Source organism: Pseudomonas sp. GL-R-26 (genome assembly GCF_019947365.1).
GTDB lineage: Bacteria > Pseudomonadota > Gammaproteobacteria > Pseudomonadales > Pseudomonadaceae > Aquipseudomonas.
In genome coordinates, this window is sequence record NZ_JAGYGI010000011.1 from 178,444 (window position 1) to 203,806 (window position 25,363).

Annotated in this window: 24 protein-coding genes and 1 pseudogene; 18 read left to right on the top strand and 7 right to left on the bottom strand. The window is 60.3% G+C overall.

Annotated features, from left to right (window positions below; all coding sequences use genetic code 11):
* Positions 1-46: 46 nt before the first annotated feature.
* On the bottom strand, positions 47-2,395 hold the full coding sequence (locus KGA96_RS13985; protein ID WP_223513258.1) for an acylase: 2,349 nt from the start codon (positions 2,393-2,395) through the stop codon (positions 47-49).
* Between the two features lie 248 nt (positions 2,396-2,643).
* On the opposite strand from KGA96_RS13985, the gene KGA96_RS13990 reads away from it, so the two are divergent.
* Positions 2,644-3,015 carry a fe2+ zn2+ uptake regulation protein gene (locus tag KGA96_RS13990; protein ID WP_223464060.1) on the top strand — a complete coding sequence of 124 codons (372 nt, stop codon included), beginning with the start codon at positions 2,644-2,646 and terminating at the stop codon, positions 3,013-3,015.
* An 8-nt stretch (positions 3,016-3,023) separates the two neighbouring features.
* Here the strand turns inward: KGA96_RS13990 and KGA96_RS13995 are convergent, their stop codons facing one another.
* Positions 3,024-3,212 carry a hypothetical protein gene (locus KGA96_RS13995; RefSeq protein WP_007970993.1) on the bottom strand — a complete coding sequence of 63 codons (189 nt, stop codon included), beginning with the start codon at positions 3,210-3,212 and terminating at the stop codon, positions 3,024-3,026.
* 156 nt (positions 3,213-3,368) lie between these two features.
* On the opposite strand from KGA96_RS13995, the gene KGA96_RS14000 reads away from it, so the two are divergent.
* Positions 3,369-3,506, top strand: coding sequence for a hypothetical protein (locus KGA96_RS14000; protein WP_185754815.1), 138 nt, complete (start codon positions 3,369-3,371; stop codon positions 3,504-3,506).
* Between the two features lie 7 nt (positions 3,507-3,513).
* Here KGA96_RS14000 and KGA96_RS14005 read toward each other — a convergent pair whose 3' ends face one another.
* A complete protein-coding gene (locus tag KGA96_RS14005; RefSeq protein WP_046042109.1) occupies positions 3,514-4,440 on the bottom strand; it encodes a LysR family transcriptional regulator in 927 nt (308 codons plus the stop codon).
* A 117-nt stretch (positions 4,441-4,557) separates the two neighbouring features.
* Between KGA96_RS14005 and KGA96_RS14010 the strand changes: the two genes are divergently transcribed.
* From KGA96_RS14010 to KGA96_RS14040, 8 genes and pseudogenes are all read left to right on the top strand, one after another.
* Entirely contained in the window at positions 4,558-5,553 is a 996-nt protein-coding gene (locus KGA96_RS14010; protein ID WP_046042110.1) for an aldo/keto reductase, read from the top strand.
* A gap of 211 nt (positions 5,554-5,764) precedes the next feature.
* Complete coding sequence (locus KGA96_RS14015; protein WP_150753558.1) at positions 5,765-6,211, top strand: DUF411 domain-containing protein; 447 nt, start codon at positions 5,765-5,767, stop codon at positions 6,209-6,211.
* Entirely contained in the window at positions 6,211-6,645 is a 435-nt protein-coding gene (locus KGA96_RS14020) for a YqaA family protein (RefSeq protein WP_046042112.1), read from the top strand. Before KGA96_RS14015 ends, KGA96_RS14020 begins: the two co-directional genes overlap by 1 nt.
* Positions 6,646-6,730: 85 nt before the next feature.
* A pseudogene (locus tag KGA96_RS14025) lies at positions 6,731-6,928 on the top strand (alpha/beta hydrolase); the annotation flags it as partial.
* Positions 6,929-6,939: 11 nt separating this feature from the next.
* The gene (locus KGA96_RS29645; RefSeq protein ID WP_185754816.1) at positions 6,940-7,062 is read left to right on the top strand and encodes an alpha/beta fold hydrolase; all 123 of its coding nucleotides are present in this window, start codon (positions 6,940-6,942) and stop codon (positions 7,060-7,062) included.
* A gap of 301 nt (positions 7,063-7,363) precedes the next feature.
* Entirely contained in the window at positions 7,364-7,906 is a 543-nt protein-coding gene (locus tag KGA96_RS14030) for a tetratricopeptide repeat protein (protein ID WP_046042114.1), read from the top strand.
* 66 nt (positions 7,907-7,972) lie between these two features.
* On the top strand, positions 7,973-8,455 hold the full coding sequence (locus tag KGA96_RS14035; RefSeq protein ID WP_404942365.1) for an RNA polymerase sigma factor: 483 nt from the start codon (positions 7,973-7,975) through the stop codon (positions 8,453-8,455).
* Entirely contained in the window at positions 8,455-9,216 is a 762-nt protein-coding gene (locus KGA96_RS14040) for a transcriptional regulator (RefSeq protein ID WP_223513260.1), read from the top strand. The genes KGA96_RS14035 and KGA96_RS14040 overlap by 1 nt, the downstream gene beginning before the upstream one ends.
* Positions 9,217-9,238: 22 nt before the next feature.
* Here the strand turns inward: KGA96_RS14040 and KGA96_RS14045 are convergent, their stop codons facing one another.
* Both KGA96_RS14045 and KGA96_RS14050 read right to left on the bottom strand, forming a co-directional pair.
* Positions 9,239-10,540 (bottom strand): ATP-binding protein, encoded by a 1,302-nt coding sequence (locus KGA96_RS14045; protein WP_223466723.1) that lies wholly within the window; start codon positions 10,538-10,540, stop codon positions 9,239-9,241.
* A 4-nt stretch (positions 10,541-10,544) separates the two neighbouring features.
* Positions 10,545-11,246: a response regulator transcription factor gene (locus tag KGA96_RS14050; protein WP_007985461.1), complete on the bottom strand. Its 702-nt coding sequence runs from the start codon at positions 11,244-11,246 to the stop codon at positions 10,545-10,547.
* Between the two features lie 221 nt (positions 11,247-11,467).
* Here KGA96_RS14050 and KGA96_RS14055 point away from each other — a divergent pair, with 221 nt between their 5' ends.
* The 5 genes from KGA96_RS14055 to KGA96_RS14075 all read left to right on the top strand — a co-directional run bounded on the left by KGA96_RS14055 (position 11,468) and on the right by KGA96_RS14075 (position 18,155).
* Positions 11,468-12,625, top strand: a complete 1,158-nt coding sequence (locus tag KGA96_RS14055; protein WP_223513262.1) for an efflux RND transporter periplasmic adaptor subunit — start codon at positions 11,468-11,470, stop codon at positions 12,623-12,625.
* Positions 12,626-12,640: 15 nt separating this feature from the next.
* A complete protein-coding gene (locus KGA96_RS14060; RefSeq protein ID WP_223513264.1) occupies positions 12,641-15,739 on the top strand; it encodes an efflux RND transporter permease subunit in 3,099 nt (1,032 codons plus the stop codon).
* 180 nt (positions 15,740-15,919) lie between these two features.
* Positions 15,920-16,561 carry a DUF1345 domain-containing protein gene (locus KGA96_RS14065; protein ID WP_223513266.1) on the top strand — a complete coding sequence of 214 codons (642 nt, stop codon included), beginning with the start codon at positions 15,920-15,922 and terminating at the stop codon, positions 16,559-16,561.
* Between the two features lie 75 nt (positions 16,562-16,636).
* A complete protein-coding gene (locus KGA96_RS14070; RefSeq protein WP_046042121.1) occupies positions 16,637-17,476 on the top strand; it encodes an AraC family transcriptional regulator in 840 nt (279 codons plus the stop codon).
* 52 nt (positions 17,477-17,528) lie between these two features.
* A complete protein-coding gene (locus KGA96_RS14075) occupies positions 17,529-18,155 on the top strand; it encodes a LysE family translocator (RefSeq protein ID WP_046042122.1) in 627 nt (208 codons plus the stop codon).
* A gap of 21 nt (positions 18,156-18,176) precedes the next feature.
* Here the strand turns inward: KGA96_RS14075 and KGA96_RS14080 are convergent, their stop codons facing one another.
* Positions 18,177-20,372 carry a fibronectin type III domain-containing protein gene (locus KGA96_RS14080; protein WP_080925344.1) on the bottom strand — a complete coding sequence of 732 codons (2,196 nt, stop codon included), beginning with the start codon at positions 20,370-20,372 and terminating at the stop codon, positions 18,177-18,179.
* A 79-nt stretch (positions 20,373-20,451) separates the two neighbouring features.
* Between KGA96_RS14080 and KGA96_RS14085 the strand changes: the two genes are divergently transcribed.
* From KGA96_RS14085 to KGA96_RS14095, 3 genes are all read left to right on the top strand, one after another.
* A complete protein-coding gene (locus KGA96_RS14085) occupies positions 20,452-20,679 on the top strand; it encodes a hypothetical protein (protein ID WP_046042124.1) in 228 nt (75 codons plus the stop codon).
* Between the two features lie 250 nt (positions 20,680-20,929).
* Positions 20,930-21,214, top strand: a complete 285-nt coding sequence (locus tag KGA96_RS14090; RefSeq protein WP_046042125.1) for a helix-turn-helix transcriptional regulator — start codon at positions 20,930-20,932, stop codon at positions 21,212-21,214.
* A gap of 52 nt (positions 21,215-21,266) precedes the next feature.
* On the top strand, positions 21,267-22,013 hold the full coding sequence (locus tag KGA96_RS14095) for a response regulator transcription factor (protein WP_223513268.1): 747 nt from the start codon (positions 21,267-21,269) through the stop codon (positions 22,011-22,013).
* A 126-nt stretch (positions 22,014-22,139) separates the two neighbouring features.
* Here KGA96_RS14095 and KGA96_RS14100 read toward each other — a convergent pair whose 3' ends face one another.
* On the bottom strand, positions 22,140-25,340 hold the full coding sequence (locus tag KGA96_RS14100) for an RHS repeat domain-containing protein (RefSeq protein WP_223513271.1): 3,201 nt from the start codon (positions 25,338-25,340) through the stop codon (positions 22,140-22,142).
* Positions 25,341-25,363 lie beyond the last annotated feature (23 nt).

Consider the following 25,363-nt stretch of genomic DNA (forward strand, 5'->3'; position numbering starts at 1 on the left):
CCCTTTCGGGCTGCGGCCTTCAGCGTTCATGCAAAACTCCACTCCCTTACTGCGCGGCCACCTCGGCATCCTGCTGGCGGATCGTCTGCACCTGATAGGCCGGATCGGACAGGATCTGTTGCTCGGTGAAAGGCAACACGCTCCATTGCTTCCTGGAGAAGGCCTGCGTCTGGTCCCGTGAGTACTTCGAGGCCGGGTCGCTGGACAACGAGAACGCCAGCAGCCCTTTGGCCTGCGGTCCGTTTTCGTCAAAGGTCACCACTTGCAGGTAACTCGTGCCGCTGACCACTTCACGCTTGCCATCGCTGCGCGGCACGCTCTGGATGGCGTTGTAGATCCCCAGCGCACCCGGCCCGCCATGGATCGGCGTCTGTTGTCCGCCGCTGCTGGCCACCTGGATATCGCCCCAACGGCTATTGGGTTTCAGTCCTGATGCCTTGACCTGCTCAACTGAAGCCAGCATCGCTGCCCGCAGCGCCTTCGCCACTTGCGGGTGATCGACAGCGAGTCCACGTGGAGTATGTTGCGGATCCTGCGGATCGAATGCCACGCGCCATACCTCCGGCACTGACTCCAATGCCTCCATGACATTCTGGAAGTGCACAAAACCCAGACCGCTGCCCAGGTTCGCGTTGCGGTCCCAGGCCTTGAGGCTGGCGCACAGTGGCGCAAGCGTTTTTGCATCGGCACCGAAATCCGTCGCGCAAAATTGCAGCAGGTCCGGCATCACTTGATCCGCCTGATAAACCTGATCGTCCATCACCATGCGTTGCAAGTCCGCAGCCCCGACCTTGCCGGCCTTGGTCAACATACTCAAACGATCCAGGGCAAAACGTGAACGCAGCCCCAATGGCTGGCTGTCCTGACTGATCAACGGCGAATAGCCGGTCAGCGGTTGCGCCGGGTTGGCCATCCATGCCGAGTCGTTGGAATGCTGGACAAAATCCTTGCGCAGCAATTGCGGCAACTTGTCCGCTGCATAGATACCCTGTTGTGGCGCCTGCGGGTCGATGTCCCAGGCACAGGCGCTGTTGGAACCGTCGAGAATGATCATCTGCAAGCCAACCCGCGGATCGCTGCATTGCGCCAGCTTGTCGACGCTGACGTTGGGCACCACCGAGAGGTTCATGTACAGCGTCTGCCCCTGATCGTCCGCCGCCAGCGTGTTGACCCACGGAATACCCTGGATCCTGTGCACCGAGGCCTGGAAATCCTTGAGGTTTTCAGCGCGGTTCATCGCGTACCACTGCTGCAGAACGCGGTCGTTATCCAGATTGGCGTCACGCAGGCTATAGGCGTATTGATGATCCCAATCCAGTCTTCCCGGCCATTGCACCACCGGACCGAACTTCGAGCTGTAGACCTCGTGGGAAATCGCCCGGACCTGCCCGTCCGCCTGCCTGACGTTAACGGTCACGGTCTGCTTGTCCAGCGGCAAGGACTGGCCGTCGAGCAGGTAACGGGTCGGATCCTTGGGGTCCAGTTGCAGGCGATACAGCGTGAAATGCCTGGACGAATCCACGGTGTGGGTCCAGGCCAGATGTTGATTGAAACCGATGTTGATCAGCGGCAGGCCGGGCAACGCCGCACCCATCACGTCCAGTTTGCCGGGAATGGTCAGGTGCATCTGATAAAAACGCATGCCGCCCACCCACGGAAAGTGCGGGTTGGCCAGCAACATACCGCGTCCGTTGAAGGAACGCTCGCTGCCGACCGCGACGGCGTTGCTGCCCCGGTCCAGGGCAAAGCGCTGCATCCGCGTGGCGGCCACCTGGAACGCTGCCTGTGCACTTGACGCCTGGGCAACGGCTTTGGGTGGCGTGGCACCGGCCAGGGCTTCGGCAAACTGGCCGACACCACCTTCGACCAACAGGCGCCGGGTCAGCTTCACCAGATCCAACGTGGTGATGTCGCGCACCCAATCGCCCTGGCACTGCGGCGGCAATCCCTGGGCGCGACGTTCGCTCAAGGAGCGGTTGTACCCCGCCACATAGCCTTCAATCAGCTCACGCACTGGCGGGGTCTGGGCCTGCCAGAAACCGGCGACAGCTTGCGGGGTGTTCAGCCAGGTGAAAAACACATCGCTGACCAGGTTCTCACGCTCCTCAACGGTGAACTGATCCGGCCCGAAATACCGCGAACGTTCGCCGTTGACCGTAGTGATCTCGTTGGCCAGCAGGCACAGGTTGTCCTGGGCGTAGGCATAGCCGATGCCGTAGCCGAGCCCGCGTTCGTTGTCGGCGCGGATGTGCGGCACGCCGAAACCGGTTCTGCGGATGTCCGCGCTCGTTTGCGCAGGCGTACCGCTCGCGCTCGCCGCAAGGCTCAGCCCGAGGCTCAACCCCAGAGTCACACCCGCCAGGCTCAACCTGGTTAACTGGCTGGAAATAATCACGCTCGCTCCTGATCGAAAAATCGATGGCCACGGCTGCGCATACCCACGCGCACCAGGCCTCCCTGTAGGGACGAAGCTCACCACAAAAATTTAGGAAATTACTGTGCAACGACCCATGGTCTGACAGGTTGATCACGCGATGGCGACAAATTTTCTACATTCGAGCCTTCATGATTCGGGCGGCTCATACGTCTAGTCCTGTAAGAGCGCCCATTTTTTCCTGATCAGGCTCTGAAAGGAGTTTTGCAATGTACAACTCGCAACTGCCAACGGACGGTAGCAATGCGCCAAAGGGTACTTCCATGGGAGTCGGCGTACTCGAGCCGCATACCGATCGCCACGGCAACGAGCGGATCCGGATCCTGCTCAAAAGCTTTGGCCTTCGAACCAGTCTGATCCGCCTGAAAGTCATCGACGCCTTGCTGACGGCCGCCGAAAACGACCGCAGCCTTGGCGTGCGCGGCGTGCACAGCCAATTGCTGGAGCTGGATATACCCCTGTCCTTTCTCAGCGTGCGTGAAGTGCTAAAACGTTTGTGCAGCGAAGGCGTGATTGTCCTCAACCCCGACAAAAGCTACAGCCTGCATCCACAGGCTGCTGCCATCCTGCGCAACCGATGATCGAATGATCAGGGCTTGACCTTGCGGCGCATCACGCCATTGATGACCACCACGATCACCGCCACACCAATGGCGATGTACTGGAACATTTTTTCGCTGATGACGCCGGTGTTCTGCAACCAGGAAAGGCCAAACATGATCCCCAGCACCACCAGGGAGATCAGAATCGAGTATTTCAAACGTTGCGACTGAGTCATTGCGGGTTCCTGAATCTGAAAATGTATCCGGTTTGTATCGACGCGCATGCCAAGCGCTTACCCTGTTTCGGGGATAAGCGGCTACAAGCGGGGTCTCATGTTACAGCCGATGAAGAGTTTTAGCTTCATTGCGGCGATAACCATGAGGACTTTCAAATGTTGCGTCGAATCACTCTGCTGATTCCCCTGTTTGCCATCCTGACCCTGAGCGGATGCATTGTTTTCCCCCACGGGGGCTGGCACCACGATCACTATGACAACCATGGCGGACCGGGTTACTACCAGCATCGTTAACAACCACTCAATGCCCTGAATCCTTGCGGTAAAAGTCATTGCCGGGCTGGGCACACAGTTCCACCAGCCAATCGACAAACACACGCACCCGCCGGGATAACTGGCGGTGCGGCGGATAAAGCGCCGTCATCGGCATGCCCGGTGGCGGCACTTCCCTCAACACTTCACACAAACGCCCCTCCTCCAGTTGCCGCGCTACGTGATAGTACGGCATCTGCACCAGGCCATATCCGGCCTCGCACGCCGCCAGATAACCATCGGCACTGTTGACCGCCACCTGCTTGGGCAAGTCGACCGACTGCACTTGTCCACCGACAACAAACTCCAGTCCATAGCGTTTTCCGCTGCTGCTGGAGACGTACTCGACCATCTGGTGCCCGCGCAGGTCATCGAGCGTATGAGGCGCGGCGTGCCGCTGCAGGTAGTCGGGGCTGGCACAGGTCACCTGATCCAACACCACCAGCGGCCGCGCCACCAGCGAATCGTCCAGCGGTGAACCACCGCGCAAGACACAATCGACACCTTCGCGAATCAGGTCCACCGGCCGGTCATTCAGGCCGATTTCCAGCTCGATCAAGGGATAGCGGGCGGTGAATTGCGGGAGTGCCGGAATCACAATCAGGCGCCCCACGCCCGCCGGCATGTCCACGCGCAACAACCCCTTGGGATTGTGGCGCGCGGCACTGAACACCGCTTCGGTCTCTTCCAGGTCCGCCAGCAAGCGCACGCAACGCGGGTAATAGGCCGCGCCGTCGAGCGTCAGGCTGATCTGCCGCGTGGTGCGTTGCAGCAGTTGCACCCCAAGGTGCGCCTCCAGTTGCTTGATCAGGATGGTGACCGAGGCCCGGGGCAATTGCAGGCTGTCGGCGGCCTTGGCAAAGCCGCCCAACTCGACGATTCGGGTAAAGACGCGCATGGCGTTGAAACGGTCCATTGCTGGCTCCACCGGCTGATTATTTAGATTTAACGAATAGTGATAGCCGTTTTAGCCGGTTTATCTTGTTTCTGTCGAGGCGAACAATGGCGATTCACTTCACAGGGAGCTGATTTCATGCACACACGTCAATTGGGAAAAAACGGTCCACAGGTGTCGGCCATCGGCCTGGGCTGCATGGGCATGACCGATTTCTACACCACCGGCACCGACACCCGGGAGGCCACGGCCACCTTGCATCGCGCGCTGGAACTGGGCGTCAACCTGCTCGATACCGCCGACATGTACGGCCCGCACTCCAATGAAGAACTGATCGGCAAAGCCATTGCCGGCAAGCGCGATCAGGTGTTCCTGGCCAGCAAGTTCGGGATCGTCCGCGACCCGGCCAACCCCACCGCCCGTGGCGTCAACGGTCGGCCGGAATACATTCGCCAGTCCATCGACGGTAGCTTGAAGCGCCTGGGCGTGGACACTCTCGACCTGTATTACCAGCACCGAATCGACCCGCAGGTGGCCATCGAAGAAACCGTCGGCGCCATGGCCGAACTGGTCAGTGCCGGCAAGGTGCGTTATCTGGGATTGAGCGAGGCCTCGGCGGCGACCCTGGAACGGGCGCACAAGGTTCATCCGATCAGTGCGTTGCAAAGTGAGTATTCACTGTGGAGTCGCGATCAGGAAGAAAACGGTTGTCTGGCGGCCTGCCAGCGCCTGGGCGTCGCATTTGTGCCTTACAGCCCGTTGGGCCGAGGGTTTCTGACCGGCGCATTGAAAAACCCGGATGATTTCGCGGCCGACGATTACCGCCGCTTCAGCCCGCGTTTCCAGGGCGAGAACTTCGCGAAAAACCTGCTGCTGGTGCAACAGATACAAGCGCTGGCGGCAGAAAAAGGCGTGACGGCGGGCCAACTGGCACTGGCGTGGGTGCTGGCCCAGGGTGACTACCTGATTCCGATTCCGGGCACCAAGCAACGCAAGTACCTCGAAGAAAACGTGGCTGCTCTGGATGTAGCGCTGAGCGCCGAAGAACTGCACGCGCTGGAAGCGATCTTTCCGGCAAATGCCACCGCTGGCCTGCGTTATCCGGAAGAAGTCATGAAACTGCTCGACCGCTAAGGGTTGCCGGCCCGTTCGATAAGCGCAACGGGCCGCCTCCCCCATCAAGCCTATCCTGACGATTTTGTAATGTGCCCCTCATCTGCCTGTCAGCGTTGATCTACCATCATCAAGCGGCGGCTCCTTGTAGCACTTCGAAACACTCCTTGAATGCCTGATCCATAAAAATGGTCAGAATGCGTTTTTTTGCCCGTTAGCCGAGACGAATCCCATGCGAAACCCTCTGCGTCTGATCGCCCTGAGCGCCCTGTTCATGTCCTCCCTGGCCCAGGCCGCCGACCTCATTCCGATCGAGGTTCATCGCGACGCCAATTGTGGTTGCTGCAAAAAATGGATCACCCACCTGGAGGCCAATGGCTTCAAGGTCGAAGACCACGTCGAAGCCAACATGAGCGAGTTCAAGCAGCAGCACGGCGTGCCGCCTCGCCTGGCGTCGTGCCACACCGCGTTGATCAACGGCAAATTCGTCGAAGGTCATGTCCCGGCCGACCAGGTCCTGGCCTTGAGCAAGCGCGACGATCTGCTGGGCGTCGCGGCCCCCGGCATGCCCATGGGTTCGCCCGGCATGGAAATGGACGGCATGAGCGATGCCTATCAGGTCATCGGCCTGAAAAAGGACGGCACTGACGTGGTGGTTGCGGACTATCCCGCCCATTGATGTCCGGCGCGTACTTCGGGCTGTTTTTCGCGGCATTCGGTGCTGCCACGCTGCTGCCGTTGCAATCCGAAGCGGTGCTGGTCGGATTGCTCCTCAGCGATCGCTATTGGCTCTGGGCACTGCTGGCCGTGGCAACCTTCGGCAACGTTCTGGGGTCGCTGCTTAACTGGTGGCTGGGACGCAGCATCGAGCGATTCCGCGACCGACGCTGGTTTCCGGTGAGTCCCCGACACCTGGAAAGAGCCCGGCTGCATTACCAACGCTACGGCCACTGGTCATTGCTGCTCAGTTGGCTGCCGGTGATCGGCGATCCGCTGACGCTGGTCGCCGGGGTCATGCGCGAGCCGCTGGGGCGCTTCCTGCTGATCGTCACCCTGGCCAAAGGTGCCCGCTACGGCGTGCTGGCCGTGGCGACTTTGGGCTGGATGGGTTGAACCATCAAGGGCGACGGTTGCCTGTGTTTAATGCCGCCCCAATCGAATCGATCCAGCATCGGCGGATTTTCCATGGAGCTCTCCCATGTCGCGCCCCTTCTCCCGCTGGTTGCCCAGCCTTTTACTGACCGCCACCCTGCCCGTCATTGCCCACGCCGAAGGACCGGAATACGGCCCCGAGTTGCAAGGTTTTGACTCCCCCTACACCCTCAAGCACTTCGCCTTTGAATCCCAGGGCCAATCCCTGCAAATGGGTTACACGGACGTCGCCGCCCACGGCAAACAAGTGCCAAGATGATTCCCCAGTCCACGCTGGTCGAATTCCCCGGCATGGGCCACGCACCACAGATGGAAGAAGCGGCACAATTCCACCAGGCCCTGCTCGCCTGGCTGAAAAAGACCAACCCAGTGCGTTGAAGAGGAAAGGCTGATGCCAGTGCAGATTGCAGTGCTAGATGATTGGCAGGATGTGGCGCGGGATGTGGTGGCCTGGTCGGCGGGTGCTCCGATTCGTTTGCTGGGTTGATATTCCTGTGGGAGCAAGCTCGCTCCCACAGGGATCTTCAGCGCACACAACGCTGCGCTATGTGCTTTCCTTGAAAACACCACGCGTAACGAATAATTGTTCATGCTGCGGTGTTCTCATCACATCAACCATGCGCTGCGTCAGGCGGGGCGCAACCTGATCCGAAACCCATGAACCTGTGGAGCAATGCCCATGAATATTCGCTTTGCTGTTCTGATGCCCCCCCTGTTGCTGGCCGTCGGGTTGTCCGGCTCCCTCGCCCTGGCCAACGGTGGTGGCGGCGGTGACGACATGCCCACCAGGCCCAACTGCCCGAAAGGTCAGGTGCTGGATACCAGATCGCATCGGTGCGTCAAGCAGACCAGCAACCTGGTGCCGGACGAAGACCGCACCAACTATGCCTATCAACTGGCCAAGGCCGAGCGTTATGAAGAAGCCCTGGCCCTGCTCGACACGCTGAAACAGCCAAATACGGCAAAAGCGTTGAACTATCGCGGCTACGCCACGCGTAAACTGGGACGTACCGACGAAGGCATCGGCTATTACCTGCAATCAGTGAAACTCGACCCGCAGTACGCGCAGGTCCGCGAATACCTCGGCGAGGCCTATGTGATCAAAGGCCGGCTGGATCTTGCGCAGGAGCAACTACAGCAGATCAAATCCATCTGTGGCAGTACTCAATGCGAGGAGTACCAGGATCTGGCCGAAGCCATCAACGGTTCATCGAAAACCTGACAACCCGAGCGGACGGAGGTCGCCATCGCCAGCGATCAGGCAATACGAACGGAACTGAACCAGCATCTGGCGCGTTTATGGCGCTACGGCCTGCTGCTGTCCCGGCAACGGCATGTCGCCGATGACCTGGTGCAAGCTACTTGCGTGCGGGCGCTGGAACGGGCCGGGCAATACGTGCCGGGAACGCGCATGGACCGCTGGCTGCTGAGCATTCTGCATTCGATCTGGCTCAACGAAGTCCGCGCCCGACGGGTGCGCCAGGGTCAGGGCCAGGTAGACGCCGATCAGGCCTTGTCGTTCGATGGTGAATCCGTGGCCCAGACCCACGTGTTGGCGGCGCAGGTCATCCGTCGCGTCGATGCGTTGCCCGAGACCCAGCGCGAAACGGTGTTTCTCGCGTATGTCGAAGGCTTGTCCTACCGAGAAGTCGCTGACGTCTTGCAAGTGCCCATCGGCACGGTCATGAGCCGCCTGGCCGCCGCACGGGCGAAACTGGCCGAATACCCACCGTTGCACACGGTGCCCACCCCTAACCGAGGAGAACATTGATGAACACGATACCCTCGGACGAACAACTGGTGGCTTACCTCGACAACCAACTCGATACCGAGCAGCGCGCGCGCATCGACGCGGCCGTCAGTGCCGACCCGATGCTCGGCCTTCGCCTGCAGTGGCTGGATCGCAGCAGCCTGCCGTTCAAGGACGCCTACGATGAGCTGGCCCGACAGGCGCCGGTGGATCGCCTGCAAGCCATGCTCGCCACAATGCCCTCACCCGCCCGCCCCGGGTTCAATCGACGCTGGTTCCTGGCCGCCGCGGCCGGGCTGCTGGCCGGCGGCGTGCTGGCGGACCGTTTGTTCCTCGGCTGGCAAGCGAGTCAGCAGACACACAACTGGCGCGGCCTGGTGGCCGATTACATGGCGCTCTACGTGCCAGAAACCCTGGATCACTTGCCCGCCGATGAAGCCGCCCAACGGGCACAACTGCGCACCATCGATGCGCGCCTGGGCCTCGATCTCGCGCCGGCAAAACTGAGCCTGCCCCGTGCCGAGTTCAAGCGTGCGCAAATCCTCGAGTACGACGGCGTGCCCATCGCCCAGATTACCTACCTCGATCCGGTGCACGGCCCCATGGCGCTGTGCGTCACCCGCTCCAACAGCGGCAGCCGCCATTTCGCCCGGGAACAGCGGCGCGAGCTGAACATCGTGTATTGGGCTGACATGGAACACGCCTGGATGCTGATCGGGCATCAGCCGATGGCGGATCTGGAGGAGATGGCGAAGCTGTTGCGCGGGCGGTTGAGCGCGTGAGCAGCGCTATCCCGAGCGCCAGTCAAGCCGAAGCCGGCAACCACAACCGAAACCGCGCCCCGCCCAGCGGCGAGGCTTCTACCGTCAGTGTGCCGCCCTGGGCCTCCAGTGCGCGGCGGCTGATCGCCAGTCCCAGGCCGAAACCACCCGTGGCGCGGTCGCGGCTGCGGTCGAGGCGGTAGAAGGGTTCGAAGATCCGCTCGCGCTCGTCGTCCGGAATGCCGATGCCGTCATCGTCGACCCAGATTTCACAGCCGCCGGCATCGACCTGCACACCGATCTGAATACGCTTCTCGCAGTAGCGCATGGCGTTGCGCAGCAGGTTTTGCAGGGCGCGGGCGGTCAGGCGCGGGTCCAGGCTGAAGCGTTCGAACTGGCCGTGCAGCAGCACGTCGATGACGATTTCCGGGGATTCCTGTTCTTCGTCGACGCTGCCGAGAATGCTGTCGATGAATTCATCCAGCGACACTTCGACCTGCTCCGGCAGCCGCGCCGGGTTTTGCAGGCGACTGTAGGACAGCAGCTCCAGTACCAGCTCATCGAGTTCACGAATGTGCGCCACCAGGCTTTGCAGGCGCTCACGGCTGGCCGCCGGCAAGTCGTCGGACAGGGCCAGCGCCAAGCCGAAGTCCAGGCGCGTCAACGGCGTGCGCAATTCGTGGGACACCGCATTGAGCAAGTCCCGCTGCTGGTTGAGCAGGTTCTCGATATCGCCGGCCATGGTGTCGAACACACTGGCCAGGCTGCCGATGTTGGAACTCGGGGAGATTTGCGTGCGCTCGCCCAAGTGGCCCTTGCCAAAGCGTTCGGCCGCGCCCTTGAGGCGTTCCAGGTCACGCCAGTGCGGGCGCAGCCACAGCAGCAGGCACGCGAGCATGGTCGCGCCGATCAGGACGTTGATGCTCCAGTACAACAGGTTGACGTCCAGCGGGTCCGGTGGCACGACCATCTGCACCACGGTGCGCTCATTCAGCGGCGCGACCGCCAGCGTGCGCCAGCCCCAGTCGCCCACGCGCACGACGTTCTCGCCGCGGCGCAAGCGCTGCCGTTCATCAGGGGTCAGGCTGCTGTCGTCATTGCTGCTGAGCACGATGTGCAGAGGAGAGAAGTCCTTGTCCATTTCAGCGGCCAGGGTCGGCCACTGTTCGGCCGGGACCCCGTGGAACTGTTTGACGATCAGCGTTTGCAGCCCTCGCGAGTAATCGAGGTTGTAGGTGACAAAGCGCTCGTGGAACACCTTGACCACCAGATCCGGCACCAGGTAGATCGCGGCGCTGAACGAGACGATGGTCACCAGGTACAAACGAAAGAGGATTCTGAACATCGGCTCAGCATTCCCACTCGGAACGGCTGAACAGGTAACCCTTGCCCCACACGGTCTTGATCTTGCGCGCCTCTCCTGCGTGGTCGTCGAACTTGCGTCGCAGCTTGGAAATCGCCACGTCCACCGAACGGTCGGTGCCGTTGAATTCGATACCGCGCAGGCGTTGCAGGATCTGGTCGCGGCTCAACACTTCGCCGGCATGCCGGGCCAGCACCACCAGCAGGTTGTACTCACCGCTGGACAACTCCACCAATTGCTCGCGCCAGGTCACGGTGCGTTCGGACAAATCGATGCACAGGTTGCCCATCAGAATGCGGTCGTTGGCGGTCTGCGGCTCGCTGAGGCTGCTACGGCGCAGCAAGGTCCGCACCCGGGCCAGCAGCACCCGCGGCTCGCAGGGTTTGGTGACGTAGTCGTCGGCTCCCATTTCCAGGCCCAGGACCTGGTCGTGGCTGTCGTCGCGGGCGGTAAGCATCAGGATCGGCAAGGTCGCCGAATCGGCACGCAGCAGGCGACAGACTTGCAGGCCGTCGAGGCCGGGCAGCATCAGGTCGAGGATCACCAGGTCCGGCGGATTGAGCCGCGCACGTTCGCGCACATGGTCACCGCGACCGATCACGCTGACGGAATAACCGTTGCGTTCCAGGTAGCTGGCAATCAGTTCGGCGAGGGCGGTGTCGTCTTCGACCAGGAGGATGTTGGGCATGGGGTGTTTCCAGAAAGAGCTGTGGCGCCAGATACGCCGCCATCGCGAGCCTGCTCGCGATAGCAATCTATCTGGCGCAATTGAAATCAAGAACTGAAGGATATAGCCCTCACGCCCATCTGAGTAAAACCCTTACACAATTTCACACAGCACCAACAAAGCTTCACCGCTACCCTCGCCTTCGCCCAGTAGGATGCTGGGGGTCTTTATTGGGGTATTACATGTCGAAGAATCTGCTTGCCAGGCTCAGTCTGATTGCACTGGCGTTGACACTGGGCGCGTGTGACAAGTCCTCGAACGCCGAGGAACAGGCGCCGCTGGCCACGGTTCGCATCGAGACCATCGAAGCGCGGCCACTGACCATCAGCAGCGAACTGAGCGGGCGGATTGCCGCACCGCGCATGGCCGAAGTGCGTGCCCGCGTGGCTGGCGTGGTCTTGCAGCGCACCTTCCGCGAAGGCAGTGACGTGAAACAGGGCGATGTATTGTTCCGCATCGACCCTGCGCCGTTCAAGGCTGACTTGGACAGTGCCGAAGCGGCGTTGCGCAAGGCCGAAGCCAACGCGTTCCAGGCCAGATTGCAGGAACAGCGCTACGCCCGGTTGATCGACGACAAGGCCGTCAGCGGCCAGGACTACGACAACGCCCGGGCCAACGTCCGGCAGACGGCTGCCGACGTCGCCGGCAACAAGGCCGCGGTGGAACGCGCCCGGTTGAACCTCGGTTACGCCACCGTCATCGCGCCGATTTCCGGGCGTATCGGGCGCGCGCTGGTCACCGAAGGCGCGCTGGTCGGGCAGAACGAAACCACGCCGCTGGCATTGATTCAGCAACTGAACCCGATTCATGCCGACCTGACCCAGTCCACCCGCGAACTCAACGAACTTCGCCGCGCCTTCCGTTCCGGCCAGTTGCAGCAGGTCGGCCAGGACCAGGCCAAGGCCACGCTGATTCAGGATGACGGCAGCCTCTACCCGCTGCCGGGCAAGATGCTGTTCAGCGACATCACCGTCGACCCCGGCACCGGCCAGATCATCCTGCGCAGCGAGTTCCCCAACCCCGACCTCGACTTGCTGCCCGGCAGTTTCGTGCGCGTACGCCTGGAACAAGCGGTCAACCAGCAGGGTATCAGCGTGCCGCAACGGGCCATCCAGCGCGACAGCGCCGGCATCGCCCAGGTGCTGCTGCTCGACGCCGAACAGCGGGTCGGGCAACAACCGGTCGAACTGGGCGCGGTGCAGAACGACCGCTGGATCGTCACCGGCGGCCTGAAAGCAGGCGACCGTATCGTCATCGAGGGCCTGCAGCACGCCCGTCCCGGCGAGAAAGTGCAAATCGACGACACCCCTCTTCCACTTGCCCAGGCGACTGGTCAGTAAGCAGGACGCTTCTTTATGCCGCAGTTCTTTATCGACCGCCCGGTGTTCGCCTGGGTGGTTGCCCTGTTCATCCTGCTGGCCGGTGCGCTGGCTATTCCGCAACTGCCGGTGGCGCAATACCCGGATGTTGCGCCGCCACAAATCGAAATCTACGCCGTGTACCCGGGCGCTTCGGCGCAAACCGTGGACGAGAGCGTGGTCAGCCTGATCGAGGAAGAGCTCAACGGCGCCGATCACCTGTTGTATTTCGAATCACAGAGCAGCCTGGGCAGCGCCACCATCAAGGCCACTTTCCAGCCGGGCACCAACCCGGAACTGGCCCAGGTGGATGTGCAGAACCGCCTCAAAGCCGTGGAGTCACGCCTGCCGCAAGCGGTCATCCAGCAAGGTTTGCAGGTGGAGAAAGTCTCCTCCGGTTTCCTGCTGTTGATCACCCTGACCTCCAGTGACGGCAAGCTCGACGACGTGGCGCTCAGCGACTACCTGGCGCGCAACGTGATGAACGAGGTCAAGCGGCTGGACGGCGTCGGCAAGGCGCAGCTGTACGGCGCCGAACGGGCGATGCGGATCTGGATCGACCCGCAGAAACTGCTGGCCTTCAACCTGACGCCGGCGGACGTCAACACCGCCATCGTCGCGCAAAACGCCCAGGTGTCGGCGGGCAGCATCGGCGATCTGCCGACCCGCACCACCCAGGAAATCACCGCGACCATTCTGGTCAAGGGTCAGCTCTCGACCCCCGAAGAGTTTGCCGACATCGTCCTCAAGGCCAATCCGGACGGCTCGACCGTGCGCATCAGCGATGTGGCGCGGGTCGAGATCGGCAGCCAGGAATACCAGTTTTCCACGCGCCTGAACGGCAAACCGTCCACCGCCGTCGCCGTGCAACTGTCTCCCGGTGCCAACGCGCTGAACACCGCGACACTGGTGCGGGCGAAGATGGACGAACTCAAGCGCTACTTCCCGGCGAACGTCGAGTACTCGATCCCGTACGACACCTCGCCTTTCGTCAAGGTCTCGATCACCAAGGTGGTCTACACCCTCGGCGAGGCCATGCTGTTGGTGTTCGCGGTGATGTTCCTGTTCCTGCAGAACATCCGCTACACGCTGATTCCGACCCTGGTGGTGCCGGTGGCGTTGATGGGCACCTTTGCGACGATGCTGGCGCTGGGGTTTTCGATCAACGTGCTGACCATGTTCGGCATGGTGCTGGCCATCGGCATTCTGGTGGACGACGCCATCGTGGTGGTGGAGAACGTCGAGCGGATCATGGCCACCGAGGGCCTGTCGCCCAAGGAAGCCACGCGCAAGGCCATGCAGCAGATCACCGGGGCCATCATCGGCATCACCCTGGTGCTGGTCGCGGTGTTCATTCCGATGGCGTTCATGCAGGGCTCGGTCGGGGTGATTTACCAGCAGTTCTCGCTGTCGATGGCCACCTCTATCCTGTTCTCGGCCTTCCTCGCCCTGACCTTGACACCGGCCCTGTGCGCGACGTTGCTCAAGCCGATTGCCAAAGGCGAGCACCATGAAAAGACCGGGTTCTTCGGCTGGTTCAACCGTCGCTTCGAACAACTGACCGACCGTTATCAGGGCTGGGTCGCCTACGCGTTGAAACGCACCGGGCGCTACCTGCTGATCTACGGCGTGCTGCTGATCGGTCTGGGCCTGGCTTTCAGTCGCTTGCCCTCCTCGTTCCTGCCGGTAGAAGACCAGGGTTACACCATCACCGACATCCAGTTGCCGCCGGGTGCGAGCAAGAATCGCACGGTGCAGGTGGCCGAGCAGGTTGAAGCGCACAACGCCGGCGAGCCGGGCATTCGCGACAGCGTGGTGATTCTGGGTTTCAGCTTTTCCGGCAGCGGGCAGAATGCGGCGCTGGCGTTCAGCACGCTAAAAGACTGGTCCGAGCGAGGCAGCGACGATTCGGCGGCTTCGATTGCCGACCGGGCCAACGTCGCCCTCAGCCAGATCAAGGACGCGGTGACGTTTGCCGTGCTGCCGCCGCCCGTGGATGGCCTGGGTACGTCCAGCGGATTCGAGTTTCGCCTGCAGGATCGCGGCGGTCTCGGCCATGAAAACTTGATGGAAGCCCGCACCGAATTACTCGCGGCGGCGCAAAAAAGCCCGATCCTGATGAACGTGCGTGAAAGCGCCCTGGCCGAAGCGCCGCAGGTGCAACTGGTGGTCGACCGCAAGCAGGCCAACGCGCTGGGAGTGTCCTTCGCCGACGTCGGCAACGTGCTGTCCACGGCCGTGGGCTCGGCCTACATCAACGACTTCCCCAATCAGGGGCGGATGCAGCGCGTGGTGGTGCAGGCCGAGGGCGACCAGCGCAGCCAGGTGGAAGACCTGCTGAAGATCCACGTACGCAACACCCACGGAAAAATGGTGCCCTTGTCGGCCTTCGTGCAGGCCAAGTGGACCCAGGGCCCGGCGCAGTTGACCCGCTACAACGGCTACCCGGCGATCAGTATTTCCGGTGAACCGACCCCGGGCCATAGCACCGGTGAGGCCATGGCCGAGATCGAACGTCTGGTGGCACAAGGTCCGGCGGGCCTGGGCCAGGAATGGACCGGGTTGTCGCTGCAGGAACGTTTGTCCGGCAGCCAGGCGCCGATCCTGCTGGGGCTGTCGCTGTTGATCGTGTTCCTGTGCCTCGCGGCGTTGTACGAGAGCTGGTCCATTCCGACCTCGGTGCTGCTGGTGGTACCGCTGGGCGTGCTCGGCGCGGTGCTGGCCGTGACCTTGCGCGGGATGCCCAACGACGTGTTCTTCAAGGTCGGGCTGATCACCATCATCGGTCTGTCGGCGAAGAACGCGATCCTGATCATCGAGTTCGCCAAGAGCCTGTACGACGAAGGCCACGACCTGATCGACGCCACCCTGCAAGCGGCACGCCTGCGGTTGCGGCCGATTGTCATGACCTCCCTGGCGTTCATCCTTGGCGTGGTGCCGCTGGCGATCGCCACCGGCGCCAGCTCGGCGAGCCAACAGGCCATCGGCACCGGGGTGATCGGCGGGATGATCACGGCGACGCTGGCCGTGGTGTTCGTGCCGGTGTTTTTTGTGGTGGTGATGAAACTGGTGCGCAAACGCCACAAAAACACCTGACAAAACAATAACCTCTGTAGGAGCGAGCCTGCTCGCGATGGCGGACTATCAGTCAACATCATCGTCGACTGACACACAGCTATCGCGAGCAGGCTCACTCCTACAAGGAGACCTCTGTGGTTTCAAGATTGTGTTCACCTGGGCTAAGGTGTTTGCAAAGCCCCAACCCATCGAGCCTCCATGTCCTTCCTCACCCGCACCCACCCTCGCCTGTCCGCCGCCATCCTCCTGGGCATCGTGGTGGGCATTCTGGTTCCATCGGATTCGCCCATCAGCAAGATCCTCATCGGCTGGAATGCCGGCGTCTGGATCTACCTGCTGCTGATGCTCTGGCTCACCATGCGCTCGAAAGCGCCAGACGTGAAACGCATCGCCGAAATCGAAGACGAAAACGCCGGGCTGGTGCTGGCGCTGGTGTGCATTGCGGCACTGGCCAGCCTGGCGACGATCACCTTCGAACTGGCCGGCAGCAAAGACCTGGAAACCACGCGCAAGCTTTTGCATTACGGCTTCACCGCCCTGACCGTGATCGGTTCATGGCTACTGATCGGGGTCATCTTCAGCCTGCATTACGCCCGGCTTTATTACATCTGGGACGGCAAGGAGCCGGCGCTGCGTTTTGCCGAAGGGCTGACGACCCCCAACTACTGGGACTTCCTGTACTTCTCGTTCACCATCGGCGTGGCGGTGCAAACCTCGGATGTCGGCGTGGCCACGCGGGACATGCGCAAGATCGTGCTCGCGCAGTCGTTGATCGGTTTTGTGTTCAACACCGCGATTCTCGGGTTCTCGATCAACATCGCCGCCGGCCTGTTCGGCTGATGACTGCACAAACGTTCTAGGCATGGCCCTGGCCGAGGCGTTAAATAGTCCGGCAAACCGTTTCGCAGGTGCCCCATGAGCGCTCACAACTGGATCGACCTGGCCCAGGATGCCGACACCGGCATCGAGACCCTGCGCGCGCATTTCGAAGGCCACGCCTACGACCCGCACTGGCATGACAGCTATCTGGTGGGCGTCACCGAGCAAGGGGTCCAGCAATTCAATTGCCGACGGGCCAGGCACCAGAGCACGCCGGGCAAGGTATTTCTGCTGGAGCCCGGTGACATCCATGACGGTGAAGCGCCGACCGCCGACGGTTTCACCTACCGCATGCTGTACCTCGACCCACAGTGGTTGCAGCGCGAACTCGGCGCCGTGTTCGATCATGCCCCCGACAACAGCCAGCTGAGCTTCGCCGCCACTCTGGCCAGCGATGCGCGCCTGGCCCAGGCCACCAGCCTGGCGTTTGAGACCCTGCATCGCGGTGAACTGAAGATCGTCCGCCAGACCGCCCTCGACGGCTTGCTCGAACGCCTGACCAGCCATTTGCACTGGCGCGCCCGCGATGGCCAGGACCCGCGTCTGCCACGGGTGGCGCAGAAAGCCCGGGAATACCTGCATGCCAACGCGCAATACGACATCGGCCTCGATCAACTGGCAGTAGTCACTGGCGTCGACCGCTTCCGCCTGACCCGCGCGTTCAAGGCGGCCTATGGAATGGCGCCCCACGCGTATCTGGTGCAATTGCGCCTGGCCACGGCGCGGCGGATGCTGGCCCGTGGCGAACAGCCGGCAGCGGTGGCGATGGCACTGGGTTTTGCCGACCAGAGCCATCTTGGGCGCTGGTTCATGCGCGCCTACGGCCTGACGCCGGCGCTGTACCGCAAGCGCTGCTCAAATCTTCCAGACAGGTAATACCGGCGACTGTGAATATCAACGTACTGATTTTCACCGGAGTCTGCCTGCGATGCTGTCCTCTTTCCCGACGTTGCTGCCCTTTCTGCTGTTCGCCTTTGTGGCGTCGATCACCCCCGGTCCGACCAATATTCTGGTGCTGAGCAACAGCGCCCGATTCGGTTTGGCCGCTGCGGTTCCGATCATCCTTGGCGCTTGCGCCAGCGCCGCGATGCTTGTGCTTTTGGTGGGTACGGGTGCCGGTTCTTCACTGACTCAATGGCCCCAGCTGCAAACGCTCATGCAGTGGGCTGGCGTGGCATGGCTGAGTTTTCTGGCCTGGCAAATCTATCGCGCCCCTGCCGTTGCCATTGCCATTGCCACTGCCACTGCCACTGCGCAGGCCGGGCAGCGCCTTGGTTTGCTCGGCGCGGCCGGCTTGCAATGGATCAACCCGAAAACCTGGATGATGGCGCTGGCGGTGGTCAGTGTGTTCGCCGGGGTGGGTGAAGACCGGCTTGTGCATGTGATGTACCTGTCCCTGGCGTTTTTCCTGATTTCATTGCCCTGCCTCGGGGTTTGGGCATTGCTCGGCGCGGGCTCCAGCCGTTGGTTGCGCTCACCCCACGCGATGCAACGGTTCAATCGCTTCATGGCGCTGTTACTGCTGGGTTCGGCGTGGTTGAGTGCATTGGCGTGATCTGGGAAGCCAGGCCTCGCGCTAAGGTTTCGGCAAGACCTGGACATACACCCAATCCGACACAACGTCTGCTGCAAAACGACTGCACACGGCGATATTGAGTGGCAATCCGGGGATCAGGTTGAACAGGGTGTGTTCTGGCTGGATAACGTCGGTTGGCGTCCACAGCACACTGACCCTGTAGCCAATCGGCGAAGGCCCCAATGGCGGGTCCCAGACAATGGAGACCCTGTGGCTTTCATTCTCCGTGACGTGCAGATTGCGCGGTGAATTTGATGTATCGCCTGTGGTGAATGTCGCGGTCACCGGGGCAGACAGTCCTCCTGCTCCACTGCGCGCCCGGACCTCCACGCGGTAAGTCTTTCCGGGCTCCAACAACGAGAAGGTGTATTCCATTTCACGGGTTGCACCAACGAACCAACCATCGCAGGCAACCAGGTAATCGGCCACGGCCACGTTGCCCGCCGGGATCGACCATGCCAGCGTTGCGCCAGTGCCCGTAATGCCGGTAACTTGCAAAGAGGATGGCGTGTCCGGACACGCACCGATCAAACAATCGGCTGGCGACGAAACGTTGTTCCCGCCTGCACGTGCCCGAACCGAAAACAGGTACTGGCGATCGGTGCTCAAGCCGGATATTTCGCACGGCGGTCGCGCCACGTTGATGGTCGCGATGCCGGCTCCGGATACCTCATAGCCCACGGCATTGGGACACAAATCGCACCTTTCGTAGGAATCGTCCCAACTGAGCAACACGGTTGTGGCGGTGTTGCGAGTGCCCCTCAAGTTTCCGGGCGCGCAGATGCGGACGCCATCGTAAGCCGGTGTGTTGAATCGCTTCGACACGAACCCGGAGAAATAGTCCCCCAAGCCGTATTTCCCGATGCCTTTGGCTCGCACTTTGGCTTCATACCCGCTCTGCTCGATCAGCCCGGTGATCCGGCAGGTGCTTTCGGTTTGCGTCATCAGAAGCTGATTGCCCAGATAAATCTCATATTGCGTCTGTGTCGTGTAATCCGCATTCGCACGCCAGCTCAAGCGCGCTGAATCATCTGTGAGTCCATCGACGGAAAGGTCTTGAGGGGCCTGAAAAGTTGGGGTCGACGCACTGGCCAGGGAGGGTTCGGATTCACCACTGGCATTGGTTGCACGCACCTCAATGAAATATCGAGTGTCGGGACGCAGGCCTTGAAAGCGATGGTTCATGTACGGCGTGGCTTCTGTAGCGAAAACCTCGCGTTGCGCAGTTTCGATTCCGATGCTGACCAGGTAGCCGGCCGATTGCGGTGGGGCCCAAACGATACTGACAGCATCATGGGTGGTGACGACGTGCAGGCTGCCAGGTTTGGGAGGCAGTGGCGGGCCATCAAGGGTCTTCTGGGTGGTGCGTGCCGGGGCTGATTCACCGTTGTGGTTACGAGCACTGACCTCGATAAAATAAAGCGTATTTTTGATCAGGTTTTCCAGCGGATGCCGCAATAGCTGCGTGGTCAGCGTCGTCACGGGACCACCGGGTTCTACTCCAAAACGAATCACATAGTCGACCGCACCGATGGAGGCAGACCACTCCACGGCCATCGCTGAAATGGAAGCGGTCGCTCGCAGCCCCCCAGGCATTGAGGGCACCTGCAACGTCTGTTGGGTTATGCGCGCCGGTGCCGAGTCGCCCACATTGTTGGATGAACGAACTTCGAAGTAATACAAGGTGCCCGCGCTCAATCCATTGAACGTGTACGCCATGCTCATGGTTGTTTCGTTGCGAATCACCGGTCCACTGGGTGCCCGGCCATAGCTGAGCTTGTAGATGGAGGCGTTCGCGGGGCCGGACCAGGTCAATGAGATGGTGTCCTTCGTAGGCGCCGTGGCGAGATTCGTCGGGCTGGCCGGCAGCGAGGATGCGGGTTTGGTGGTGGCCTGCGCATCCTTGCTGCCGGGAGAGACCTCGCTACCCTTGAGCCCGAAGGCTTTTATCGTGTATCGAGTATCAGGTTTGAGGCCGGTGAGGACATAGCGTAATGAACTGATCGGGACATCGAACCCGCCGACCATCCCCCCTTCTGTCTCCCACAGCAATCGAGTACCGGTGTGCCCGCCGCCGGCCATGTAACCCCAAATGACGCTGATGGACGACTCTGATTGCGGGGTCGCAGCAATCGTGACCGGAAGAGCAACATATGTCAGTTGCGGCAATGCGGATGGATGTTCACGGTCGACCACAGCACAGTCCTCAGGCAATGATTGTTATGCCTGCCATTAGATATTGCTTGCTGTTACGGCACCACTGACAGAACTGTTAGTGGAACGCCTGGTTCTTTCTGCTACTGGCAACCCGAAGCCGTTGCAGATCACCGGCAGCAACCTGGCAGGCACCTGCCAGGCGTTCAATTCGACGGACGGGCATTACACCGCACGCGGGATCGGACTGTGCCCATCCGTTTTTTTTGCCCGTGCTTTTTTCGGCACACCCGCTGGTGTCCACGACAAAAAAGCCCGTCCAATCAAAAAATTACCACAAGGTACGTAGGCTTCATGAGGACGGCGATGTCTCCTACAAATCAGGATGCATTAGCCGACAGTCTTTTCGCCGGTTCTCAACTAAAGTCGGCCACCTGTAATTTCTGACAGGTTCCATGAGGGTTTTATCGCGCTATAAGGGAGTCGTGCCTACAGCCTATATCCGTGTCTGTAGGGCGGCCGCGCGAACCACACCTTCATGCAGTAGGAGGATTCCGCCGCGCCCACGCCGTCAATGATGATGAATGGGAGATTCAATTATGTATCGCACCAATTCCGTGTCAGTTCGATCATCGCCAACTGCTGTCAACTTCGTGCCCCGGGAGAGCAAGCCACCACAAGCGATCAAACTCACCACCCGGGAAAAGGAAATCCTGCAGTGGAGCGCCGCCGGCAAGTCGTCATGGGAGATCGGCCAGATCGTCAGTTGTACCGAGGCCGGTGTGAATTATCACTTTTGCAACATTCGCCGAAAATTCGGTGTGAGGTCGCGCTGGATCGCCATGGTCATGGCGCTGGAGCAGGGTTTGATTCATATGCCTTGAACCGGTGTCTCCACAGTGGTCTGCGTGTCATCGCCCTCTGTTGAGACATTTCATGAACCCGCATCAAACGCCTCATTGCTCAACTCCTTCAACCCCCAGCGACAGTGCCTGTGACGATACGCCCGTATCGTACGGGCACCGCCCCGGCAGCCCGCTACGCATCATCTTCGCGGACGATCACCCGGTCGTGCTGGCGGGAGCCGAAATCGCCCTGTCCACGCCGACGCCACCGGCGCTCTCGATTGTGGCCAAAGCCCATAATGCCAAAGAGCTGATCGGGCTTTTGCAGCACACCCCCTGCGACCTGCTGATCAGCGACTACTCGATGCCCTACGCAGGCTTGCCCGATGGATTGGCCTTGATGGGTTACCTCAAACGCCACTTCGGCCATATCCCGATGATCGTGATGACTACGCTGCGTAACCCTTCACTGTTGCAAGCGCTGCTCAACACAGGCGTTGGTGGTTTGTTCGACAAGCGCAGCCCCCTGAGTGAGCTGAAGCGGGCGGTGCAAACGGTGGTTAAAGGGCGTCTGTACGTGTGTCCAACCTTTGCCACCCTGCTGGAAACCCACGCCTTGCCCGCCAGCGGCACACGCCTGCCACTGGCCAGCCTTTCCGAGCGTGAACTGGAGGTGGTGAGGTTGTTTGTCCAGGGGTTCTCCGGCCGGCAGATTGCTGCGCAGTTGAACCGCAGCGAAAAAACCATCAGCCGCCAAAAAAGAACCGCCATGGACAAGTTGGGACTTGACCATGACGGTGGGTTGGTTGAGTTTGCGCGGGTGAGTGGGTTGGGGTGAGGGTTTGTTATTAATCAGCCTGACAACTCGCCATGGTTAACATGTAATGGCTGGCAAAAAACTGGATGGCTGTTAGCACTTTCGGTGCCATCCAGTTTAGTCGGACAGATAAATACGCGATGTAGCTTACCCCCTATAGCCAGGTTTCTGATTGTCTCGCTTATTAGTTTTAGGTTTACCTCCGGCAATCGCATTTTCCTGATTTTTCTTATACTGTCGATCTTCTATAACCCTACTGAACACTTCCTCTTTCTGCCCCCTAGTCTTTTCAGCGATCCTTGAGAATTCGTTCAACTTATCTTTTAACAACTGCGCACCATCTTTAGTGATTCCTGGCCTACCGACATGCTCTCCCGCCCACGTATGAATGAATCTTACGTCAGAAACCTTTTCTTTCGCGAATTCTAAAACCTCACCGAAACTTAATTCACTTTTAAGATTCTCTGAGCCCTTGTATTCGGCTAAAAGTTCACTATTTTCACCATGCGCTCTAACATCCGCGCGCAATTTTGAATATTCCTCATTTCGATATTTGGCAACCTTGCCCAGTTGACTTACATGTTTCTCCTTAATATCAAACACCGATGCAGGGCGTTTTTTAGTATTTTCTAACAGCATCCTAGCCACGTCTGGATTAGCATGGGTCCTGGTAGTAGGTCTAAACACCCGAAGAAAATTCCCAAACACTGAATGCCCATCCGGATCCGCACTCAAAACCGGCTCCCCCTCACAATACGCATACGCATTCACCCCACCCTCCCCAAACGGACTGAAACTGTCCGGGCTATGAAACTTCATCAGCCGAGGATTATAGGCGCGGTACCCATTACCCAGCAGTTGCCAGCCCGTTTGCGGCTCGCTGAATTCGCCGTTGTAACCCAAACCCGCAATCACCGGCTGTTGCGCACTGGGGTGACCATAGGGCGTAAACGCTACGTGATTGGCCCTGCCGCTGGCGACCTCACTCAATAACGTGTTTTTCTGATCAGCGACCAGCATCAACGACTTTGGGTCAGCACCTGCCTGGTGCTCGGCGAGCACAACTCCATCGCCGCGCAGGAAGCTTATGCTGTTGCCACCCTGTTTAAGACTGGTCAGTTCGCCGCCCTGATAAAAACGCTGCTGCTCCCCATTGCCACTGTCGACCCCGGACAAGGTGTCCAACGGATCGTAGCGATAGCCACTCGGCGATTCGCCCGGCAAGGCGCTGACACTGACCAAACGGCTCAGCGCATCGTATTCCAGCACCCGACGCACTTCATCACGAATCAAATTGCCGTTCTCGTCATACTCAAGTTCGATGACAGCGGGATACCCGTCAGCCGAGGCCGAGTTGGTCACTTTTGACAGTTGGGCCGGGTCGACACCCGTGTAGCTATAAACGGCGTTATTGGTACTTCTGGTGCCGCCGGGGCCCTGATACGTTGTGGTTACACGAGTCAGGTTATCCATGGCGTCGAACCTGAACAGCTGACTGATAATGGCTTTCCCATATGGATCCACCGGGGGCTGGCTGCCCTCGCACTGATAAAGCACCAGGCGCCCGCGCGGATCATATTCATAGGTTTCATCACGCAGCAGTGTCGGGCCTTCGCGCAGCGTTCTGCGCATCAACAGGTCGACTTCGTTGTAGACCTGCGTCAGTTGTTGCTCGATGCCGTTCAGATCGAAGGTACGTTTTGTCTCACGCCCCAATCCATCGTGTTCCAGGCTGATGGTCACATGTTGCCCACTGGCGCTGTCCCGAGTACTGATCGTGCTCGGTTGCCCCAGGCTGTCATACGTAAAGCTTGAAGAGGTGGTGCCCAGTCGGGTGTGTTCCAGGCGCCCTGCCAGGTCATAGGTATAGGATTGGGTCTGCTCAAGTACGTCGGTGTAGTTCAGCAACAGGCCCTGGCGACTGTAGTCGTAGTGCATGATGTCGACATTGCCGTTCTGAACCCGTGACTCGCTTTTGACCTCACCGGTGCTGAAGTATTGGCGAGTCAACTCCAGCCCTTCTTCCTTGCAACTGACCAACCGCGCATTTTTACCGTCGCGCACGTATTGAGCCGGTTCTTTATCAGGCAGGCGTCGCATGCTGGGCTCCTCGCCCAGTTGCGGCTGATAATCATAGGCAATCTCCTGATTGCTGGCGGTGATGACCGTCGCCGGACGGGTTTGCCCCGGTTTATAGGTAAAGCGTTGCCTGCGCCCTCCTGTGACAGACTCGCTCATGCGATCCAGGCCATCGAACGTTTGCTCGCCAAGTACGATACCGTCAACGCTGATTTGCGTCGGCAAATCTTCGGAACTGTGTTCGGCGTAACGGCGTTGTACAACAGCGCCGCCGGGCAGAATATTGGTGATCAACCGGTCAAACGAATCGTACTCGTATTGCGTGGTGGCATCGCGGGCATCGGTCTCCTCGACGGTGCGTCCCAGCCCGTCATAGCCATATTGGTGCTTGCCGACCAGCGTTTCGTCGGTCTCGAACCGCTCGACACGATCCGGCTTTTCGAACAAATTCAGGTACGTCAGCGTCTTGCCGCTGACCTTTTCTGCTCCCTCGCTCCAACTGCTCTGGATCGGCCCTTTCCACTGAGCGCTACCTATCGGGTTGGTGCGCTCATGGACCTTCACGCCGTCCGGCCCCGTGACACTGCACTGCATGCCCCACGCGTCATATTCCAGCTTGCTGGTCAGGGCGACCTGTTGTGCACCCCTCCAGTCGTATTGAGTATCCTCGATCAAATTCTCGAACAGGTCGTAACGTGCCGCCCATGTCTGCCGATACGCCTCGGCGCGCAGCGGATTGTCCGCATCCTGGCGTTCTTCGTACACCGGGCGGCTGAGGCCATCGACAAGACTACGGGTCTTCACCCCTTTGACATCGGTCACCACCTGACTGGCCTGCTGTCCATCCAGCGATGTCAGGAAGTACTCGTACTGGCGCGTGGCTTCGAATTCCGCCTCGCCTGGTGCGACGGTTTCACTGACTACCCGAATCAGTGAATCGTAGGTGTAGCGAATTCGCACTTCATTGTCGTCTCGGCTCAGCAATGGCTGTCCGTGAAGCAATGAGTCTTCACTGATGATGGTTTTTCGGACTTCCTTTGTGCCGGGTACATCATCAAAACCTCTGAAAGTTTCAGTGGTTTGCAACACGGCTTCTCCAGCCAGTGCGCTGGTGAGCCTTTCGTATGCGTAGGAAGCGGTGCTGGTCTTGCCATTGAGGGTGGTCTGCTGAGTGACCGGGCGGCCGTGCAGGAACGCATCGCCGGGCAGTTCGTGGTAGCTGCGCCGGGTCTCTTGCAGGAGCGTTTCGTTGCTGCCATCGAGGTGCACCAGGGTCTCGCTCTCGATCGCCA